The organism is Agromyces ramosus, assembly GCF_004216665.1.
GTDB classification, from domain to species: domain Bacteria; phylum Actinomycetota; class Actinomycetes; order Actinomycetales; family Microbacteriaceae; genus Agromyces; species Agromyces ramosus.
Genome location: NZ_SGWY01000003.1, coordinates 1 through 20,264, shown reverse-complemented (window position 1 = coordinate 20,264; position 20,264 = coordinate 1). Strand labels below are relative to the sequence as shown.

Sequence of the window (20,264 nt, the reverse complement as noted above, 5' to 3'; positions counted from 1 at the left end):
AGTCGGCGGGGCGACTCAGGCCGGCAACGACGTGATGAGGGCTCGGTGGAAGCGCTCGCCGCGCTCGAGGCTGTCGATCGTGACCGACTCGTCGACGCCGTGGATCGACGCCCGCTGCGACGCCGTCATCGCGAGCGGGGCGAACCGGTAGACGGCGGGGGAGAATCGGTGGAACCACCGCGAATCGGTCGCCGCCATCATGAGGTACGGCGCGGTGGTGGCCTCTGGGAACGCCTCGCCGACCGCAGCGGCGATGGCGGCGAACTGGGCGTTGTCGGTGGGTGACTCGGGCGAGGGGTCTGAGCCCTCCACGACGTCGACGGCCACTGCCCGGTCGCGGATGACGCGCCGGACCCGTGCGGTCGCGGAGGCGACGGTCTCGCCGACCGCGATGCGCAGGTTGAGCGTCGCCACGGCGTTCGCGGGGAGCACGTTCGCGGCCGTGCCTCCCTCGAGCATGGTCGCCGCGACGGTCGTGTGCACGAGGGCGGCCGGTTCTCCGCCGAGCCGTGCGAAGACGCGCGCGGTGACCCGGGGCAGCGCGATGAGGGTGCGCAGCAGCAGTCGGGATCCGCCACGGGTGTGCGGCACGAACGTGGCGAGCATGGCGCGCATCGAGCGCGGCATCCGCTTCGGGAACGGGTTCGGCGAGAGCCGGTGCACCGCGCGGGCGACGCGGGCGGTCGGGGTCGTGGCGGGCGGCGCGGAGGCGTGGCCCCCATCGCCGCGGGCGGTGAGGCGCAGCGTCAGCACGCCCTTCTCGCCGACGCCGACCATGGCCGCCGGCACCTTCACGAACGGCAGGGGCGCGTCGACCACCGCACCGCCCTCGTCGAGCACGAGCCACGGCGTGAGGCGGCGCTCGCGGAACAGGTCGGCGATCGCCGCCGCAGCTGCGCCGTGGCTCTCCTCGTTCCCCCCGAGCGAGAGGTACACGTCACGGGCGGGCGAGTACCCGTCGGCCAGGAGGTTCTCGACGGCCTCGAGCAGCACGAGGAGCGGCCCCTTGTCGTCGAGCGTTCCCCGCCCGTGTACCGATCCGCCGTGGATGCGGCCCTCGAACGGCGGGAAGGTCCAGCCGTCGGCCTCCACCGCCGGCACCACGTCGTAGTGGGCCATGAGCACCACCGGATCGCCGTCGCCGCGCCCCGGCCAGCGGTACAGCAGTCCCAGGTCGGTGACCTGCTCGAACGCCAGGTGCTCGTGCACCAGGGGGTAGAGCTCAGCGAGCAGGTCGCGGAAGCGATCGAAGTCGGCGAGCCCCCGCTGCTCGAGGTCCGCTGAGACGGTGGGCAGCTGCACCATGCGCGCGAGCCGCTCGGGAGCGCCCGGTCGCACGGTCACGGGGTCTGGCATTGCTCCACCCTAGGAGATCCGGCGTGCGCGGATCGCCGAGCTCCTGACGCCGGACGCGCCGGATGCTACGGTCGGATCATGACCCCGCAGGAGCTCGAGAGCCTCGCGTACCTGCGACGTGCACGCGACCTGATCGACCGCGAGTACGCCAAGCCGCTCGACGTCCCCACCATGGCCGCCGAGGCGCTCATGTCGCCGGCGCACTTCTCGCGCCGGTTCCGCGCCGCCTACGGCGAGACGCCGTACGGCCACCTGATGACCCGCAGGATCGAGCGCGCGATGGCGCTGCTCCGCGCCGGTGCGAGCGTCACGGATGCCTGCATGGCGGTCGGCTGTACCTCCCTCGGGTCGTTCAGCTCGCGGTTCGCCGAGATCGTCGGCGAGACCCCGACGGCCTACCGGAGCCGCGAGCACGACGCGGTCAACGCCATGCCGTCCTGCGTGGCCAAGGCGCACACGCGCCCGGTGCGCAGCGCATCGAGCAGGATCGGAGAAGCGACGGGCGAGGCCGCGGCGTAGCGTCGGGGTCATGACCATCTCACTCCAGTACACCAACGTCACGGTCAACGACGTCGACGAGTCGCTCGCCTTCTACCGGGACGCGCTCGGCCTCGAAGTGCAGAACGACGTGGCCTCCGGGCGGTACCGCTGGGTCACGCTCGGCAGCGACGCGCAGCCCGGCCTCGGCATCGTGCTCTCCGAGCCGCATGCCGGCCGCTCGAAGGCCGACGGCGACGCGATGCAGGAGCTGCTCACCAAGGGTGTCCTGCCGATGCTCGTCTTCGCCACCGACGACCTCGACGCGACCTTCGAGACCGTGCGCGCCTCCGGCGCGGAGGTCCTGCAGGAGCCCATCGACCAGCCGTGGGGCCCGCGCGACTGCGCGTTCCGCGATCCGTCGGGCAACACCGTCCGGATCTCGCAGGCGACCTCGGCCTGACCCGTCGCGCGGCGGTCGGCTCGTCAGGCGGCGAGGTGCGCGGCGGGCGACAGGAGCGCCGTCAGCTCGCTCGCGGAGAGCTCGCGGCCGAACGCCGGGTGCCCGGGCTCGAGGGCGCGGCCGTTCGCGAGCCCGCCGCCGTCGACGGCGTCGAAGCCCAGGTCGTCGATGATGCGCGCGATCACGGCCCGCGCGTCGGCGTCCTCGCCGACCACGGCCAGGGCGCGGCGCAGCGGCGACCCCGCGTCCATGCTGTCGTCCTCCATCTCGTGGTAGCCGAGGTGGTTGAGCGACTTCACGACCCGGGCCCGGGGGTTGCGCGCGGCGTTGATCTCGCTCGTCGTGCGGTCGTCCTCGTCGATCGCCGTGATGTGCCCGTCGACGGGTGGCCAGTAGTTCATGGCGTCGACGACGATGCGGCCGCCGAAGTCCTCCCATGGCACGGTGCCGGCCTTGCCGAACGGCACGGCCACGATGATGACGTCGGCGTGCGCGACGAGGTCGGCGGGCGGGACGACGCGGGCGCCGGGGGCGACCACCGACACGAGCAGGTCGAGCGCGGTCTGCCGCGGCGAGCCCGTCATGAGCACGTCGTATCCGGATGCCACGAGGAGTCGGGCGAGGGCGGTGCCCACCTTCCCCGCGCCGAAGATCCCGATGACCGGCCGGTCCGTCACGTCCACGCCTCCATTCTCGCCGACGCGCGCGATCGATGCGTCGACATCATCCGGCAACGCCCGGAATGCCGGGCGCATTCCCCCGGCTCGGGGGTCGAGGCATCCGCTCGGCCGCTGGTCTCGCCGGCGGTGCGGGGAATAGTCTCGGCCTGACGGGGGTTGCGGCGGACATGCGTACGTATGGAGACGCGGAATGGGGCAGGACGATGGCTGAGCGCTACGAATTCGGACTCGACACCTTCGGCGACGTGACCGCGGGACCCGACGGGTCGCCGCTGCCGCACGCCCAGGTGCTGCGGAACGTCGTCGAGGAGGCGGTGCTCGCCGACCGGCTCGGCCTCGACTTCTTCGGCATCGGGGAGCACCACCGCCACGAGTTCGCGGTGTCGGCGCCCGAGGTGGTGCTCGGCGCGATCGCCGGGCGCACCGAGCGCATCCACCTCGGCTCCGCGGTGACGGTGCTGAGCTCCGACGACCCCGTGCGGGTGTTCCAGCGCTTCGCCACGCTCGACGGCCTCTCGGGCGGACGCGCCGAGGTGATCCTGGGCCGCGGGTCGTTCATCGAGTCGTTCCCGCTGTTCGGGTTCGAGCTCAACCAGTACCAGGAGCTCTTCGAGGAGAAGCTCAACCTGTTCGCCGCGCTGCTCCCGCAGGAGCCCGTCACGTGGAGCGGCGAGCTCCGCGCCCCGCTGACCGATCAGCTCGTCTTCCCGCCCGTCGAGCACGGGCGCCTGAAGACCTGGGTCGGCGTGGGCGGCAGCCCCGAGTCCGTGGTGCGCGCGGCGCACTACGGGCTCCCGCTCGTGCTCGCGATCATCGGCGGGAGCCCGGCGCGGTTCGCGCCCCTCGCCGACCTCTACCGTCGCGCGCTCGCCCAGTTCGGCAATCCGCTCCAGCCGGTCGCGATCCACTCGCCCGGCTTCATCGCCGACACCGACGAGGAGGCCCTCGACACCCTCTGGCCGCACTACAAGGTCATCATCGACCGGATCGGCCGCGAGCGCGGGTGGGGTCCCGTGAGCCGTGAGCACTTCGAGGACGAGGCCGGTCGCAACGGCGCGCTCTACGCGGGATCGCCCGAGAACGTCGCGCAGAAGATCGCCGCGGCGATGCGCACGATCGGCGCGGTGCGGTTCGACCTGAAGTACTCCAACGGAACGCTTCCGCACGAGGCGATGATGGGGAGCATCGAGCGCTACGCCACCCTCGTCGTGCCACGCGTGCGCGAGCTCCTCGAGGCGGCCGACGGCGCGGACGCCGAGCTCGACGCGGTCGCGGCGGCCGATCGAGCGGATGCCGCGGCAGCCGCCGAGCACGCGCGGGACTGATCGCTCCTCGACGCCGGCGTCCGGCGTCGGCGCCGGCGTGGTAGCGCCGTACCGCCGCGGAATCCTCAGGCGGGGCCGGCGGCCGGCCGCGCGGCGGCTCGCCGTCGCACGGCGGCGCGGAACCACGCGGCATCCGGAAGCCGTGCCAGGAACGTGCCCGCGATGATCGTGATGAGCACATAGGCGGTGGCGAGCGGCGCGATGGCCGGGGCCACGCCCGCCGCGACCGCGATGCCGGCGATGACGATCGAGAACTCGCCGCGCGGGGCGAGCGAGAGGCCGGCGCGCCACTGGCCGAGCGTGCCGACGCCGGCCTGCCGCGCCGCGTACGCGCCGGTGATGAGCTTCGTGAAGATCGTGACCACTGCCAGCGCGAGCGCCGGTAGCAGCATCGGCACGAGGCCCGACGAGTCGCTCGTGAGTCCGAAGAACACGAAGAACGTGGCCGCGAAGAGGTCGCGCAGGGGCGTGAGCACCTGGCTGGCGTTCGCCGCGACCCGCCCCGAGAGCGCGATGCCCACGAGGAAGGCGCCGACCGCGGCCGAGACGCCGACCTGGGCCGCGAGGCCGGCGACGAGCATCGTGAGCCCGAGCACGCCGAGGAGCAGCGGCTCGTACTGGTCGGCGGGGAAGAGACGCGACACGATGTGTCCGTGCCGCAGCGCCACGTAGAGGATGAGCGCCACGACCCCGACCGCGACCGCCACCGAGATCGCGCCCTGCAGCAGGCTGACGCCGATGACGATCGCCGACAGGACGGGCAGGTAGAAGGCCATCGCCAGGTCCTCGATCACGAGCACCGCGAGGATGGCGGGCGTCTCACGGTTCGACAGGCGACCGAGATCGCGCAGCAGCTTCGCGATCACGCCCGATGACGACACCCACGTCACGCCCGCGAGGGCAACCGCCGCCACCGGTCCCCAGCCGAGCAGCAGCGCGAGCGCCGCGCCGGGCAGGGCGTTCAGCAGGCCGTCGAGGATGCCGGGGAGGCGTGCGGACTTCAGGCTCCCGAAGAGCTCGGTCGCGGTGTACTCGAGGCCGAGGAGCGCGAGCAGCAGGATGATGCCGATCTCGGACCCGGTCTGCAGGAACTCGTTGCTCGCGTCGAGCGGGATGAGGCCGCCCTCGCCGAACGCGAGGCCGAGCAGCAGGTAGAACGGGATCGGCGAGATGCCGATCAGGAGCGCGAGGCGCCCGAGCAGGCTCATGCCGAGAAGCAGCGCGCCGACTTCGATGAGGAGCAGCGTCGTCTCGTGCATGCCGGCCGCCTCAGCCGGGGCCGGTGGAGAGCAGTCGAGCTACTCCGTCGAGTCCTTCACGAGTGCCGACGGCCACGATGACGTCGCCCGCGCGCAGCGGTTCGGCCGGCGTCGGGGAGGGGATGATCTCCCTGTCGCGGACGATGGCGACGATGGACGCGTGCGTGCGCGTGCGCGCCTTGGTGTCGCCGAGGGTGCGATTCAGGTACGGCGAATCCGTCGGCAGCGCGATCTGCTCGGTGTACAGGCCCGCGGTCTCATCGCTGAGGCTGGTGAGCCGGCTGAGCATGACCGAGGCGCCGAGCACGTCGGCGAGGGCCGCAGCCTCGTCGTCGTTCAGCGGAATGGAGTCGCGGCAGGCGTCGGGGTCGTCGACGTCGAAGACGCCGAGGTCGCGCTCGCCGTCCCGGTGAGAGACCACGCTGATCCGTCGACCGCCTTCGGTGACGAGGTCGTGGCGAATGCCGATCCCGGGAAGGTCGACCTTCTCGATATGTATACCCACGAGCGCTATCGTAACCCCGCCGGAGGGTGTCTCCGGCACCCGGCGCTCAGTGTCGGATGCCCACCGCGTTGGCCATCTCGAGCACCGGGGTCCCGGCGTCGTCCACGACGGTGAACGACGGCTCGACCTCGGCCAGCTCGGCGAGCGACGTGAGGTGCGTGCCGCCGCAGGCGATGCGCGCCGTGCCGTCGGGAAGCTCGCACACCCATGAGCGCCGATCGGTGAGTCCGTCGCCCTCGCGTTCCACCCGCACGGACGCCCCGGTGGCGACCCACCGCTCGAGTTGCGCGGCGACATCGCGTCGCAGTCCGTCGAGGTCGCCCTGCAGTGACGCGGTGTCGAACCCGGCGCGCCGGAGCGACTTGTTGAGGCGGTACCGGTCCACCGACCCGTTGGGCAGGATGCGCGACGAGGCGATCGCGGCGCCGTCGAAGTCGGGGCTGCCGAGCGCGTCCTCACGGGCGGGCTTCGACCAGCGGTCGGCGAGCACCCGGTTCAGCGCGAGCGCGGCGAGGTGGCACGCGGTGTGCCCGGCCGACAGGGCATGACGCGACGCGGCATCCGCTTCGATCTCGACCTTCTCGCCCTCGGCGATCGAGGAGCCCTCGTCGACGAGGTGCGCGACCACGAAGGCCCACCCGTCGGTGCCCCTGCGCACCGGGATGTCGGCGCCGAGGTGCAGCGCCTCGCCGTCGGTCGCGGCGACCACCGCATCGCGCACCGCGAACTCGGCGGCGCCCGAGCGGATGACGCCGGCATCGGCGGGCTGGTCGGGCCAGGCGGCGTCGACGGGGTGGAAGCTCGTGGTCTCGGTGATGACGGCGAGCCGGCCGTCGCCCGCGGGGGCGACGTGCAGTACGCGGGTCGTCGCGCGGAGGGCGCCGTCGGGGTAGGTGACGCGCGTGTCGCGCTCGGGCAGCGTCACCCGTCAGACGCCGTCGGCGCGGCCGAGGAGGTTCACCGGGATCGCGACCGCGAGGGCCACGCACAGGATGCCGCCGAAGAACGTGGCCGCCTCGAACCCCGCGAGCTCGGGGGCGATGCTGAGGACCCACATGCCGAAGACGAAGAATCCCATCGCGATGAGGAAAGCGACGACGTTCACGAGGACCTCCCGGTGGTGATGCGGCGGCGGCGCCGGCTCCGCCAGTCTAGTGCGCGGGCGCGCTCCGATGCGGGGTGCCGGGCCGGCCACGCCCCGCGGGCGAGCGGGTCAGGCGTCGATCGGGCCGAGCCAGGCGTTCGCAACGGTGTTGTGCGCCGACTCGTCGTCGGAGGGGTGGAAGATGCCCGCGAGCACGTCGCGGTGCAGGCGACCCAGCTCGGAGCCGGCGAAGTACGACGATCCGCCCGATACGCGCACGGCCTGGTCGACGACCTGCCTGGCGGTCTCGGTGGCCCGCACCTTGATGCCGACGAGCTTCGCGAACCAGCGCGACCCGTGGTCGACGAGCCCGTCGAGGTCGTGCGCGACGGCGAGCAGCTGCGGCTCGAGCGCGTCCTGCGCGATCGCGGCGTCGGCGATCCGCCAGCGGATGTCGGGATCCTGCGACAGGGGTGCGCCGTCGCGCCTCATCGAGGTGCGCCGGTGCGCCGCGGCGACGGCGAGGTCGAGCGCGCGCGCCCCGATGCCGGCGTAGACGGCGGCGAGCAGCAGTTCGAAGCTCGCGAAGATGCCGAAGATGAGCGGGTCGGCGTTGGGGCCGGGGTCGAGCCGGCGCACGATCCGGTCGGGGGCGGCGTACGCCCCGTCGAGCACGGTGGTGCGGCTCTGGGTGGCACGCATGCCGATCGTGTCCCAGTCGTCGAGGATGCGGATGTCGGGGTCCTCCCGGTCGACGAACCCGTACACGATCTTCGGGGCATCCGCCGACGCCGTGTCGAGACCCATCGTGCCGAGCCGCGTCCATGCGGGGGAGAGCGACGTGAAGATCTTGCGACCCGAGTAGCGGTAGCCGCCGCCGTCCTGCGGCTCCGCGGTCGTGCGCGAGCCGAAGAGCATCAGGTCGTTGCCGGCCTCGCTGATCCCGAAGCCGAAGACCTCGCCGGAGCCCGCCTCGCGGAGGACGAAGTCGAGGCTGTCGTCGCCTCGGTCGCGCAGGATCTTCGCGACGCCCGTCCACACGAGGTGCATGTTCACCGCGAGCGCGGTGGCCGGAGCGGCGCCGGCGAGCCGCATCTGCGCCCGCACCGCGTCGTCGAAGCCCCAGCCCAGGCCGCCGGACTCGACCGGCACGAGCGCCGTGAGGTATCCGGCCTCGCGCAGCTCGACGAGGTCCTCGGTGAAGAACGCGTTCTCGCGGTCGTACCCCGCGGCGCGCTCGCGCACCCGCTCCAGGAGGTCGTCGTTCAGCAGGGTCTCCGGCGTCGCGCTCACGACGCCAGACTACGCCCGAGGACGCCCGTCGTGCGGGTCATGCGGGGCGCCCGTCGCGGTCGTCGCGCCGGCCGGTTCGGCGGGAGCCGGCTCGGGTGGCACCGGCGCCGACGGGGTCGGTCCCCTGCGCCGACGCCGCGTGGCGAGCAGCACGATCGCCACGATGACCGCGGTGGTGACGAGCCCCACGAGCAGCCAGGGCAGGAGCACCCCGACGGCCACGCCGAGCCAGCTCGCGAAGGCGACGAGCGCGTTCCAGCCGCTGACGAGCCCGCTCCAGAAGTCGTCGGGCTGCGGGTCGGGGGCGACGTCCTCGGTCACGAGGTCGACCGTGATCGTCGAGAAGTCGACCTGGTCGACGAGCCAGTCGCGCTGCTGGGTCAGGCTGTCGAGCTCGGCCTGCCGGGTGGTGAGCTCCGACTCGATCGCGATGAGGTCGGCGATCGTGGTCGCCTCCGAGAGGAGCTGCTGCAGGCGGTCGACCGAGGCGGTGAGCGCATCGATGCGGCCGTCGAGGTCCTGGCGCTGCTGCGTGACATCCGAGGCGTTCATCGACACCGAGTTCACGGCGCCGAGCTCGCGCAGCTCGTCGACGAACGCGTCGAGCTCGTCGGAGGGGATGCGCAGCGTGAGCGACGCGCTCGGCGGCTGGGCGTCGGTGCCCGGGCTCTCGGTGCGGCTGTCGACGCGGCCCCCGGCCTGCTCGGCGAGGTCGGCCGCCTCCTCGGCGGAGGCGATGGGGTCGTCGACCGTGATCGACACCCAGCCCGTGGTGATGACGCTGCGGTCGGCCGGCTGCGCCTCGACGGCACCCCCGGCGGCGTCCTCGGCCGTCTGGCTGTCGACCTTGCCGGGCTCGGGGGCGACGGGCGCGGCCGGCGCGTCGACGGCCGGTTCGCTCGACTCATCGGATCCCGCCGAGCAGCCGGCGAGGAGCAGGGCGGTGATCGCGGCCGCTGCCGCCGCGGGTCCGAGTCGTCTCATGCGCTCACTGTATTGCGGCGCGCGAACCGCATGTCTGGACCCCGGCTGGGAGTCGGATCACGATCGGATTGCGCTTCGCTGTGAATCGCCGAGCGGCCCCAACGAACCGCGCCCGCGGGTCGTTCAGCCGCGTCGGAACGGCTCGGCCGACGCCCCGGGCTCAGTCGAATTCGGGGTCGCGGCCCGTGCGCTCGCCGGTCTCGAGCGTGGCGATCGCGGCGAGGTCGTCGGCGTCGAGCGCGAAGTCGAACACGTCGAGGTTCTCGCGCAGTCGCTCGGGCGAGGACGCCTTCGGGATCACGACGTTGCCGAGTTCGAGGTGCCAGCGCAGCACGATCTGCGCGGGCGAGCGGCCGTGCTTGTCGGCCAGGTCGTCGAGGAGCGGCGTGCCGAGCACGCGGCCGCGGGCGAGCGGCGACCACGCCTCGGTGCGGATGCCGCGTTCCGCGTCGAAGGCGCGCAACTCCGCCTGCGGGAGCCACGGGTGCAGCTCGACCTGGTTCACGACCGGTGCCACGCCGGTCTCGGCGACGATGCGCTCGACGTGGTGCGCGTGGAAGTTCGCGACGCCGATCGATCGCACGCGGCCCTCGTCCTGCAGGCGGATGAGCGCGCGCCAGGTGTCGACGTACCGGTCGGTCGACGGAACCGGCCAGTGGATGAGGTAGAGGTCGAGCGAGTCGAGACCCAGCCGCGACATGCTCGCGTCGAACGCGCGCAGCGTCGAGTCGAACCCGTTGTCGTCCTTCCACACCTTGCTCGCGACGAAGAGCTCCTCGCGTGGCACCGGGGCCCCGCGCACGGCCTCGCCCACCTCCGCCTCGTTCGCGTAGAACGCGGCGGTGTCGAGGTGCCGGTAGCCGATCTCGATCGCGGCGCGGCTGAGGCGCGCGGCATCCGCGGCCGGCACCTTGTAGAGGCCGAACCCGAGCTGGGGGATCATGGCGCCGTCGGCGAGCGAGAGCCGCGGGGCGGGCGTGATCGGTTGGGGCATCCGGGTCTCCTACTCAGCTGGGTTGCAACGGCACCGGTTCGGTGTCGGGGATGGGGCTCGCGTCGCGACCCCGCAGGTCGGGGTGCCACGGGCGGCCGAGCACCGCGGCGATCACGCCCAGGAGCGCGAGGGCGGTCGCGGCCCAGAACGCGCCCTGGGCGCCGCTCAGGTCGATCAGGAACCCGGCGAGCGCCGATCCGAGCGCGGCGCCGATGAGCTGGCCGGTGCCGACCCAGCCGTAGGCCTCGGCCGTGTCGCTGAACTTCACGCTCGCCGAGACGATCGCGAACAGCACCGCGAGGGCCGGTGCGATGCCGATGCCCGCGATGAAGAGCGTGACCGAGAGCCACCAGAAGTCCATGGCGAACGCGGCGAGCGCGACGCCGGCGAAGACGATGAACAGCCGGCGCGCGGTCGCCCACGGGCCGATCGGCACGTGCCCGAGGAAGAGTCCGCCGGCGAGCGAGCCGACGGAGAAGATCGCGAGCACGATGCCGGCCTCGGCACCGTCGTGGCCGAACGCCGCGACGACGCCGGCCTCGACCGCGGCGCAGGCGCCGATCAGGAGGAAGCCGACGATCGTGGCAAGCAGGACCGGCGGGCGGCTGAGCACCACGCCGAAGCGGCGCTTCGACCGCGGGATGCGCACCCGGCCGAGCTCGGGCGAGGAGATGAACCAGATGCCGCCGACGACCATCATGGCCGCCGCGAGCAGGATGCCCCAGACGGTGCCGATCTGGGTGGACACGAACGTGGTGACGACCGGCCCGACGACCCAGATGATCTCCTGCGCCGAGGCGTCGAGGGAGAAGAGCGGGGTGAGCTGCCGGGAGTTCACCATCTTCGGGTAGATGGTGCGCACCGCCGGCTGCACGGGCGGGGTCGAGAGCCCGGCGATGAACCCGACGCCCATGTACATGGGCACGGTGAGGGGCAGGACCCCGATCGCCACGACGGCGGTGACGCACACCGCGAGCGTCGTGATGAGCACGGGGCGCATGCCGAACCGGCCCATGAGGCGACTCGTGAGCGGACCGGCGATCGCCTGGCCGATCGACGTGGCGGCGAGCACGAGGCCCGCCGCACCGTAGGAGCCGGTCTGCTGCTCGACGTGCAGCAGGAAGGCGAGTGAGAGCATTCCCGAGGGGAACCGAGCGGTCAGCTGGGCGGCGATGATGCGAGCGACGCCCGAGGTTCTGAGGAGATCGGTGTAGCTACCCACGGTCCGTCCACTCTATCGAGGCGGATGCCGCGGCAGCACGGGCCGCGCTCACGCATCAGGTTCGACGTATATAAACACAAAGTGTTATAATCGACCCGTGCATGCCTTCGATGTCCTCGGCGACCCGGTGCGTCGGCGGATCCTCGACCTGCTCGCGGCGGGGGAGGCGAGTGCGGGCGAGGTGGTCGCCGTGGTCGGCGGCGAGTTCGGCATCACGCAGCCGGCGGTCTCGCGCCAGCTGCGCATCCTGCGCGAGCACGGCTTCGCGACGGTTCGTCCGGAGGGGGCGAGGCGCCTCTACTCGATCGACCCCGGCGGAATCGACGACGCGGGCCGCCAGCTCGAGCGCTACCGCGGGACGTGGGAGGCGGGGCTCGCCGCCCTGCACACCGAGGTCGCACGCGGCCGGCGCGAACGACGCGCCGAGCCGCTCGGCGCACCCGACGAGAGGAACGATGATGGCCGTGACGGGTGAGATCCTTCCCGACGAGCCCGGGCTGCTGCTCGAGTTCCACGAGGTGTACGACACCGATCCCGACGACCTGTGGCAGGCGATCACCACGCCCGCCCGTCTCGCGCGCTGGATGGCCTCGTACCGGGGCGAGTTCCGGCTCGGCGGACGATGGCAGGCGCTCGACACCGACGGCGCCGTCTACTGCGACGGCGAGGTCACGTCCTGCGATCGCCCGCACGGGTTCACGACGACCTGGACCGTCGTCGGCGAGCAGCCCACGCTGCTCACGGTGGTGCTCGAGCCCGACGGCGCGCGCACCCGCCTGCACCTCCGGCACGAGCACGTGACCAGGCCCGAGTACGGTCCGGGCTGGCACGCCTACCTCGAGGCGCTGCCGCGTCATCTCGCCGAGCCCGACGCCGAGCGCGACCGCGAGGCCTGGGCGCGTCGCGTGGCGGAGCTCGCGCCGGGCTACGCCGAGCGGCTCGCGGCGGCCGGAGGCTGACCGACGGCCCTCCCGCGAGGAGCGGAAGGGCCGTCGGTGCATCCGTCAGCGCATGAAGTGCGCGCCGAGTCGGTCGCCGACCTTCTCCATCGCGACCGGCGATGCCTTCGCCGTGCCGTTCACCGATCCGGTCGACATCGCGTACGTGAGGATCGCGTGCGCGGCGGCATCCGCCATCTCCTCGAGCGCGAGCGTGTTCACGTTGGTGATCCTGGTGACGTCGGCGTCGTCGGTGTACTCGAGCGCACCCCCGTACACCTCGTTCAGCGCCTCGTAGAGGCCTGCGTCGGCGCCGTCTCCGATCGGGTCCATGCTGTCGCACGCCTGGTGGTAGCAGGGGTCGTACGACACCGGTTCGCCGTCGAAGGTGGCGAGTCCGCCGTACCACTCCACCTGCTCCGCGGTCTTGGCGTCCTCGGCACCCGTGAAGAGGCCACCGGCCGGGATGCCGGCGGTGATGAACGCGTCGTAGTCCGAGCGACCGTCGAACGCCGTCGGCTCCGAGATCAGGCCCTGCGACGAGAAGTACTCCTCGAAGGTCCGCTCGATGTTGCCGCTGCCGCTCGGGCCCTTGATGCCGAACGCGTCGCCACTGCCGTCGTAGATGAACCGGGCGTAGTTCGGCGAGCCGATCATGTCGAAGTTGAGGTACAGCTCGATGTCCTTCGCCTGGCGCTTGGTGAGCGAGTCGACGTAGTACTGCGATCCGACGAGGCCTGCCTCTTCAGCACCCCACCACGCGAAGCGCACGGTGTTCCGCGGCTCGATCTCGAGATCGGCCATCTGGAGCGCGATCTCGAGCAGCGTCGCCGAACCGGTGCCGTTGTCCTCGATGCCGGGGCCGTCGGCCACGGAATCGAGGTGGGCGCCGGCCATCACGACGCGGTCGTCGCGTCCGGTCGGCGTCTCGGCGATGAGGTTCGCCGTCGGCACGTCGAGCTCGATGAGCGTCTCGGTCGCCAGGTGGATCTCAACCGCACCCTGCTCGAGCAGAGTGGCGAGCTCGTTGCCGATCTCGAAGGAGGTGCCCACCACCGGCAGGTCGGCGCTGAACTGGTCGCCGAGGGTGGGGTTCAGCGTCTCGGTGCGCCCTTCCTGCCCCTCGTTGAAGATGATGACGCCCACGGCGCCCGCGTCGAAGGCGTTCTGTGCCTTGACCGAGAAGTCGCACGTGCCGCGCTGGATGAGCGCGATGTTGCCCGCGACGAAGTCGGCGAAGTCCTCGACCTCGCACCCACTGGTCGACGTGCTCGCCTCGGCGCCCGGCGGGAGCACGAGGTCGACGGCTTGGAGTTCGGCCTCGACGTTGCCGCTGCCGGAGTACTCGGCCGTGAAGAAGTCCTCGCCCGGCACGTAGGTGACCGGATTCGGGGTCACCTGCTCGAACACGGGGTCCGACAGCTCGCGGAACGAGTTGAACAGGAACTCCTGGATGGTCACCTCGTAGCCGGCTGCCTCGAGCAGCCCGGCGATGTAGTCGAGCGACTCATCGTACCCGTCGGTGCCGCTCGCACGCGTGCCGCCGTTGTCGTCCGCGATCCTCTGCAATTCGGCGAGGTGGTCCATGATCGCGTCGGCGGTGACCGCTTCTCGCAACTCGCTCGTGTCCGTTGGCACCGCGGCGTAGGCGGCCGTGCCCGTTGCGGCGAGGGCGACCAGCGCCGTGGCGGTCACGACCCCGATCCCGATCCGTTGGTTTCTCTTCACGTTGTCTTCTCCCTGCGACTCTGCAGAACCGGGCGCTGTGACGTCGAGTCGATCGTGTCGATGCGGGCGCCACCCCGGCCGCGAACCACTCTCACCCTCGCGGCTCCCGAGGTCAACCCCCTTGCCGTCGGCGGATCGACGCGCGTGCCGTCGGCGGATCGGCGCGAGTCGGCGCGAGCGGCGCGAACGGCGCCGCATCCGCCCACCCCGACGCGTCAGCCGGTGAGGGCCTTCGTGATGCGCTGCGGCGAGACCGTCTCGGCCGTCCGGAGCTCCTGCGCGAAGAGGCCGACACGCAGCTCCTCGATCATCCAGCGGACGCGGACGAGGTGCGCCGGCGCCTCGGGATCGATCGGAATCCGACCACCGGCCGCCTCGAACGCCGCGATCGACGGCTCGAGCTGGTTCATCGCCTGCCGGTCGCGCCCGGCGTTCTCCTGGAGCTTGCGCACTCGCACCACGATCGCCTCGAGGTACCGCGGCAGGTGCCGCAGGCGCTCGAGCCCCGTCGTCGAGACGAATCCGGTCGGCACGAGCGCATCGAGCTGCGCCCGCATGTCGCCGAGCGCGGCCATCAGCTGGATGCTCGACGCGCCCGCGATCGCGCGGTCGGCCTCCCGGGCGAGGCGCAGGATGCGGGCCACGAGCCCGACCGTCTCGAACATGCGCTCGACGACGGAGGCGCCGATCGCGTCGCGCACCGCCTCGAACTCGGCGCGCGTGCGCAGGAGCCCGTCGGGATGCCGCGACCGCAGTTCGGCGTCGACGCAGGCGGCGAGGCAGTCGTCGAGGAGCGCCCGCGGCCCGGCGTACGCGCTCGCCGCAAGGGCGAGCTTCTCCTCGTTCGAGAGGTGCTCCTGCACGTAGGCCACCGGCGTGGGCGTGGCGAGCACGAGCAGGCGGCGGATGCCCCGGCGCGACGCCCGGTCGCGCTCCTCCGCCGTGGCGACGAGGCGCAGCGCCACCGACGTCTTCGCGTCGACGAGCGCCGGGTAGGCGCGGATGACGTTGCCTGCCTGGCGCGTGTCGACGTGGGCCGGAAGATCGTCCCACTCCCAGGCGGTGATGCCCGATCGCTCGGCGATCGCGGGGCCCCGGGTCGCGGTGGGGGCGGATGCCGCGGCATCCTCGAACGCGGCCGCGTCGGGCCGTGCGGCCTCCAGCCCGCGACGCCCGCCGCGCGATGTCGCCGTGACGGCCTTCGCCACCGCGTCGCGGGTGCGGTCGGCGAGCCGCGCCTGCAGCCCGGCGAGGTCCTTCGACGCCCCGACCGTGCGCCCGCGCTCGTCGACGGCCCGGAAGGTCGCCCGCAGGTGCGGCGGAACGCGCTCGAGGTCGAAGTCCGACGGGTCCACGGGTGCGAACGTGAGGCGCCGGATGGCGTTCGCGACGACCGCGTTGAACGGCTGGCGTTCCGCGCCGCCCTCGGGCCCGTCGGGCAGCTCGGCGGAGATCCTCGCGGCCCACTCCGCCGCGGGCACGACCTGGCGTCGCAGCACCTTCGGCAGCGTGCGCAGCAACGCGGTGATGAGCTCGTCGCGCAGCCCCGGCACCTGCCAGTCGAACCCGCCGGCCTCCACGCGCGGCAGCAGCACGAGGGGCACGATCACCGTGACGCCGTCGTCCTCCGCGCCGGGCTCGAAGCGGTACGCGAGCGAGTAGGTCTGGTCGGCCTGGCGCCAGCGGTCGGGGAACCCGTCGCCGCGCTCGGCGTCGGCCTCGGCGCCGAGCAGGTCGGCGCGCGTCATGGTGAGCAGGTCGGGCCGTCGACGGTGCTCGCCCCGCCACCAGCGCTCGAACGTGCGCGTGTCCGCGACATCCGCCGGCACCCTCGCCTCGTAGAACGCCACGACCGCCTCGTCGCCCGCGAGGATGTCGCGGCGGCGCGTGCGCTCCTCGACTTCGCCGAGCTCGCGGCGCAGGGCGCGGTTGGCACGCACGAAGGCGAAGAGCCGGCGGTCGAGCCCGCTCGTGTCCCAGTCCTCCTCGACGAGCGCGTGCCGGATGAAGAGCTCGCGCGCGAGCGCCGGGTCGACTCGGCCGAGCTGGATGCGCCGCTTCGCGACGATCGGCACGCCGAAGAGCGTGACCTTCTCGTCGGCGACGGCCGAACCCTGCCTGCGCTCCCACCGCGGCTCGCTGTAGGTGCGCTTGGCCAGTGGGCCGGCGAGCTGCTCGGCCCACGCGGGATCGACGGCCGCGTTCGTCCGGGCGAAGAGCCGGCTGGTCTCGACGAGCTCGGCGCTCATGAGCGCGGCGGGCGGTTTCTTCGCGAGCGCCGACCCGGGGAACACCACGAACCGGGAGTTCCTGGCGCCGACGAACTCCGCCTGCTGGCGGCGGCCACGACGCTCGGATTCGCGTGCGGCGCCGGCCCCGCCGCGGCCGCTCGAGGTCTTCGCGTCGTCGCGCAGGCCGATCTGGGACAGCAGGCCGGCCAGCAGTGCCCGGTGGATGCCGTCGGCATCGGGCTCGCCGGCTCGTTCGGCCACGTGGAGGCCGAACGGCTTGGCGAGCCGCACCAGCTGGCGGTAGAGGTCCTGCCATTCGCGCACGCGCAGGTAGTTCAGGAACTCGGCCTTGCACATGCGCCGGAACGCGCTGCCCGAGAGCTGTCGCTGCTGCTCCTCGAGGTGGTTCCAGAGGTTGAGCAGGGTGAGGAAGTCGCTGGTGGGGTCGACGTATCGTGCGTGGAAGGCGTCGGCCTGCTCGCGCCGTTCGAGCGGTCGTTCCCGTGGATCCTGGATCGTGAGTCCGGCCACGATCGCGAGGACCTCCCGCGAGACGCCCTGCGTCTTCGACTCGAGCACCATGCGGGCGAACCGCGGCTCGATGGGCAGCCGCGCGAGCTGGCGGCCGACGCGCGTGAGCTGCGGCCCGTCGCCGTTCGTGCCCTCGTCGAGCGCGCCGAGCTCCCGCAGCAGCTCGAGGCCGTCGCGGATGCCGCGACTGTCGGGCGGCGTGAGGAACGGGAACTCCTCGATCCGGCCGAGCCCGAGCGACGCCATCTGCAGGATGACCGCGGCGAGGTTGGTGCGCAGGATCTCGGGATCGGTGAACTCGGGCCGCCGCTCGTAGTCCTCCTCCGAGTAGAGGCGGATGGCGATGCCGTCGCTCGTGCGACCGGAACGGCCCGAGCGCTGGTTCGCCGACGCCTGCGAGATGGCCTCGATCGGCAGCCGCTGCACCTTCGACCGCACCGAGTACCGGCTGATGCGCGCGGTGCCCGCGTCGACGACGTAGCGGATGCCCGGAACGGTGAGGCTCGTCTCGGCGACGTTCGTGGCGAGCACGACCCGGCGTCGCAGCCCCGCCACCTTCGACGGCTCGAACACCTTGTGCTGGTCGGCCGACGAGAGGCGTCCGTAGAGGGGGAGCACCTCGGTCTCGCCCGCACCGCCGCGTCGCGTCGCGTGCGCGCGCACCGCCGCCTCCGCGTCGCGGATCTCGCTCTCTCCCGAGAGGAACACGAGCACGTCGCCGGATGACTCGCGCTCGAGCTCGTCGAGGGCGTCGAGGATGCCGCGCTGCACGTCCTTGTCCTCGGCCGCGGCGCCCTCGTCGTCGCTGTCCTCGCCGGCGCCGCCGGCGCCGGACTCCGCGACCAGCGGCCGGTAGCGCACCTCGACCGGGTAGGTGCGGCCCGAGACCTCGATGACGGGCGCGGGCTCGCCCGAGGCATCCGCGAAGTGCCTGGCGAAGCTCTCGGGGTCGATCGTCGCGCTCGTGACGATGACCTTGAGGTCGGGGCGGCGGGGGAGCAGGCGCTTCAGGTAGCCGAGCAGGAAGTCGACGTTGAGGCTGCGCTCGTGCGCCTCGTCGATGATGATCGTGTCGTAGCGGCGGAGCTCGCGATCGCGGTGGATCTCGTTGAGCAGGATCCCGTCGGTCATCACCTTGATGCGAGTGGACTCGCTCACGCGGTCGGTGAACCGCACCTGGTAGCCGACGAGTCCGCCGAGCTCGACGCCGAGCTCCTCCGAGATGCGCTCGGCGATCGTGCGCGCGGCGATGCGGCGCGGCTGGGTGTGCGCGATCGACTCCCGGCCGAGTTCGAGGCAGATCTTGGGCAGCTGCGTGGTCTTGCCGGAGCCGGTCGCGCCGGCCACGATCACGACCTGGTGGTCGCGGAGTGCGCGCGCGATCTCCTCGCGCTGGCCGGAGACGGGCAGCTCGGCGGGATAGGTGATCGCGGGAAGCACAGCCCTCCATCGTACGGCGTCCCGGGCGCGCCACGCGGCGCCCATGCGCGGGCCGCCGGTGCATCGGCGGGTGCGCCGCGCACCGCGCTGTGCGAGACACGGCCGCATGCCAACGGATGCCTCGTCGGCCGGCGCGGTGGCGGCATCCGACCCGTTTCCGTCGCGCCCGCGCCCGTCCACCGCCTCGTCGGCCTCCCGCTGCTGCGCGTCGCACTGGTCGGATGCGCCGCCCTCCTGACCTGGCTCGCCAGCCTGCCTGCGCTCGTGATCCTGTTCCTCCCGGCCGAGGCGCTCGCGGGTTGGGCCGCACCGCGCTTCGCGGCGGGCGAACCGCCCTGTCGGAGCCCGCGACCCGCGTGGTGGGATGGGGACATGACCCAACCGCTCGTACCGCGCGTCCAACTGAACGATGGCAACTCGATCCCGCAGCTCGGCTTCGGGGTCTTCAAGGTCGATCCGAAGCAGACCGAGCGCATCGTGGCCGAAGCGCTCGAGGTGGGCTATCGCCATATCGACACCGCCCGCATCTACGGCAACGAGGCGGGGGTGGGTCGAGCGATCGCCGAATCGGGGATCCCGCGCGAGCAGCTCTTCGTCACGACGAAGCTGTGGAACGACGACCAGGGCACGCAGTCGGTGTTCGACGCGTTCGATCGGAGCCTCGAGCGGCTCGGGCTCGACCATGTCGACCTCTACCTGATCCACTGGCCGACCCCGGCGAACGACCGGTACGTCGAGACGTGGAGGGCGTTCGAGCAACTGCGAGCGTCGGGACGCACGCGTTCGATCGGCGTCTCGAACTTCCTCGTGCCGCACCTCGAGCGCCTGCTGGCCGAGACCGAGACGGTGCCCGCCGTCGACCAGATCGAGCTGCACCCCTACCACCAGCAGCCGGCGACCGCCGCCTTCGCCGAGGAGCACCGCATCGCCATCGAGGCGTGGGGGCCGCTCGGCCAGGGCAAGTACCCGTTGCTCGAACTTCCCGAGGTGACGGATGCCGCCGGCGCCCACGGCGTGACGCCCGCGCAGGTCGTCATCCGCTGGCACCTGCAGCGCGGCCACATCGTCTTCCCGAAGTCCAACCGACCCGAGCGCATGGCCGAGAACTTCGACGTGTTCGGCTTCGAGCTCGACGAGGCGGAGATGGACGCGATCACCGGACTCGAGCGCGAGGGGCGCGTGAGCTCGCACCCGGATGCGGTGAACTGACCGCGAAAGGGCCGCCCATCAGGCGGTCGATGGTGCCGACCTCCGTAGTCGATGCCGCGACACGCCCGGGATGCGAGCCTGATTTGGCAGGCGCCCGGGATCCGCGTAAATTCTTACTCATCGCCACGGCGGTGCGGGAAGCGGAAAGCGGCCCGGCCGGATGGCGAGATTCTTAGCCAAATAGCCTCGAAGTCGCATTGCGACTCGGTGATTTCAAGCCTAAGATGAAACTCCACTTCCTCACGGAAACCAACGTTCGCGTTGTGTCTCCCGACCGCCTCGACGGTCGCAGGATCGCCCTGTGTGGCGCGAGTCCTGCTTGGGAAGTGGTACGATAGATAGGTTGCCCTGACAGCAGGCCGCGAGGCTGAAACTCAGGTGCGTCCGTTCCTTGAGAACTCAACAGCGTGCACTATGTTCAATGCCAATTTTTGAACCCTGTCCTCTGCCTTTGGTGGGGGTGGGATTCCTTTGGATTGATGGACAGTCAGTAATGATTGTTCTCGGTCAGAGATTCAACTCTTGGCCTGCCCTTTTGGGGTGGG

Annotated in this window: 18 protein-coding genes; 6 read left to right on the top strand and 12 right to left on the bottom strand. The window is 71.9% G+C overall.

The genetic code is table 11. The features are described from left to right. Positions 1-15: 15 nt before the first annotated feature. A complete protein-coding gene (locus EV187_RS11985) occupies positions 16-1,356 on the bottom strand; it encodes a M20/M25/M40 family metallo-hydrolase (protein WP_130353328.1) in 1,341 nt (446 codons plus the stop codon). A gap of 78 nt (positions 1,357-1,434) precedes the next feature. On the opposite strand from EV187_RS11985, the gene EV187_RS11980 reads away from it, so the two are divergent. Further along, positions 1,435-1,875: a helix-turn-helix transcriptional regulator gene (locus EV187_RS11980; RefSeq protein ID WP_130353327.1), complete on the top strand. Its 441-nt coding sequence runs from the start codon at positions 1,435-1,437 to the stop codon at positions 1,873-1,875. Positions 1,876-1,885: 10 nt separating this feature from the next. After that, positions 1,886-2,296 (top strand): VOC family protein, encoded by a 411-nt coding sequence (locus tag EV187_RS11975; RefSeq protein WP_130353326.1) that lies wholly within the window; start codon positions 1,886-1,888, stop codon positions 2,294-2,296. 23 nt (positions 2,297-2,319) lie between these two features. Here EV187_RS11975 and EV187_RS11970 read toward each other — a convergent pair whose 3' ends face one another. Next, positions 2,320-2,979 carry an NADPH-dependent F420 reductase gene (locus tag EV187_RS11970; RefSeq protein ID WP_165391177.1) on the bottom strand — a complete coding sequence of 220 codons (660 nt, stop codon included), beginning with the start codon at positions 2,977-2,979 and terminating at the stop codon, positions 2,320-2,322. 200 nt (positions 2,980-3,179) lie between these two features. Between EV187_RS11970 and EV187_RS11965 the strand changes: the two genes are divergently transcribed. Further along, entirely contained in the window at positions 3,180-4,301 is a 1,122-nt protein-coding gene (locus EV187_RS11965; protein WP_130353324.1) for an LLM class flavin-dependent oxidoreductase, read from the top strand. Positions 4,302-4,366: 65 nt separating this feature from the next. On the opposite strand, the gene EV187_RS11960 is transcribed toward EV187_RS11965, so the two are convergent. From EV187_RS11960 to EV187_RS11930, 8 genes are all read right to left on the bottom strand, one after another. Then, entirely contained in the window at positions 4,367-5,560 is a 1,194-nt protein-coding gene (locus EV187_RS11960) for a cation:proton antiporter (RefSeq protein WP_130353323.1), read from the bottom strand. A gap of 10 nt (positions 5,561-5,570) precedes the next feature. Next, complete coding sequence (locus EV187_RS11955) at positions 5,571-6,065, bottom strand: cation:proton antiporter regulatory subunit (protein WP_130353322.1); 495 nt, start codon at positions 6,063-6,065, stop codon at positions 5,571-5,573. Between the two features lie 46 nt (positions 6,066-6,111). After that, positions 6,112-6,990, bottom strand: coding sequence for an alanyl-tRNA editing protein (locus EV187_RS11950; protein ID WP_130353321.1), 879 nt, complete (start codon positions 6,988-6,990; stop codon positions 6,112-6,114). Between the two features lie 3 nt (positions 6,991-6,993). Further along, entirely contained in the window at positions 6,994-7,170 is a 177-nt protein-coding gene (locus EV187_RS18365; RefSeq protein WP_165391176.1) for a hypothetical protein, read from the bottom strand. A 108-nt stretch (positions 7,171-7,278) separates the two neighbouring features. Continuing rightward, positions 7,279-8,442: an acyl-CoA dehydrogenase family protein gene (locus tag EV187_RS11945; RefSeq protein WP_130353320.1), complete on the bottom strand. Its 1,164-nt coding sequence runs from the start codon at positions 8,440-8,442 to the stop codon at positions 7,279-7,281. A gap of 9 nt (positions 8,443-8,451) precedes the next feature. Then, a complete protein-coding gene (locus EV187_RS11940) occupies positions 8,452-9,426 on the bottom strand; it encodes a DUF4349 domain-containing protein (protein WP_130353319.1) in 975 nt (324 codons plus the stop codon). A gap of 160 nt (positions 9,427-9,586) precedes the next feature. Further along, positions 9,587-10,420 (bottom strand): aldo/keto reductase, encoded by an 834-nt coding sequence (locus EV187_RS11935; RefSeq protein WP_423190888.1) that lies wholly within the window; start codon positions 10,418-10,420, stop codon positions 9,587-9,589. 13 nt (positions 10,421-10,433) lie between these two features. Further along, positions 10,434-11,642, bottom strand: coding sequence for an MFS transporter (locus EV187_RS11930; protein WP_130353318.1), 1,209 nt, complete (start codon positions 11,640-11,642; stop codon positions 10,434-10,436). Positions 11,643-11,739: 97 nt separating this feature from the next. Between EV187_RS11930 and EV187_RS11925 the strand changes: the two genes are divergently transcribed. Next, positions 11,740-12,117 carry an ArsR/SmtB family transcription factor gene (locus EV187_RS11925; RefSeq protein WP_130353317.1) on the top strand — a complete coding sequence of 126 codons (378 nt, stop codon included), beginning with the start codon at positions 11,740-11,742 and terminating at the stop codon, positions 12,115-12,117. Further along, positions 12,107-12,601, top strand: a complete 495-nt coding sequence (locus EV187_RS11920; RefSeq protein WP_165391175.1) for an SRPBCC domain-containing protein — start codon at positions 12,107-12,109, stop codon at positions 12,599-12,601. Before EV187_RS11925 ends, EV187_RS11920 begins: the two co-directional genes overlap by 11 nt. 45 nt (positions 12,602-12,646) lie before the next feature. Here the strand turns inward: EV187_RS11920 and EV187_RS11915 are convergent, their stop codons facing one another. Both EV187_RS11915 and hrpA read right to left on the bottom strand, forming a co-directional pair. After that, positions 12,647-14,308: a M20/M25/M40 family metallo-hydrolase gene (locus tag EV187_RS11915; RefSeq protein WP_207221835.1), complete on the bottom strand. Its 1,662-nt coding sequence runs from the start codon at positions 14,306-14,308 to the stop codon at positions 12,647-12,649. A 215-nt stretch (positions 14,309-14,523) separates the two neighbouring features. Beyond that, positions 14,524-18,555 carry an ATP-dependent RNA helicase HrpA gene (gene hrpA, locus EV187_RS11910; protein WP_130353314.1) on the bottom strand — a complete coding sequence of 1,344 codons (4,032 nt, stop codon included), beginning with the start codon at positions 18,553-18,555 and terminating at the stop codon, positions 14,524-14,526. 327 nt (positions 18,556-18,882) lie between these two features. On the opposite strand from hrpA, the gene EV187_RS11905 reads away from it, so the two are divergent. Further along, entirely contained in the window at positions 18,883-19,719 is an 837-nt protein-coding gene (locus tag EV187_RS11905) for an aldo/keto reductase (RefSeq protein ID WP_130353313.1), read from the top strand. Positions 19,720-20,264: the final 545 nt, after the last annotated feature.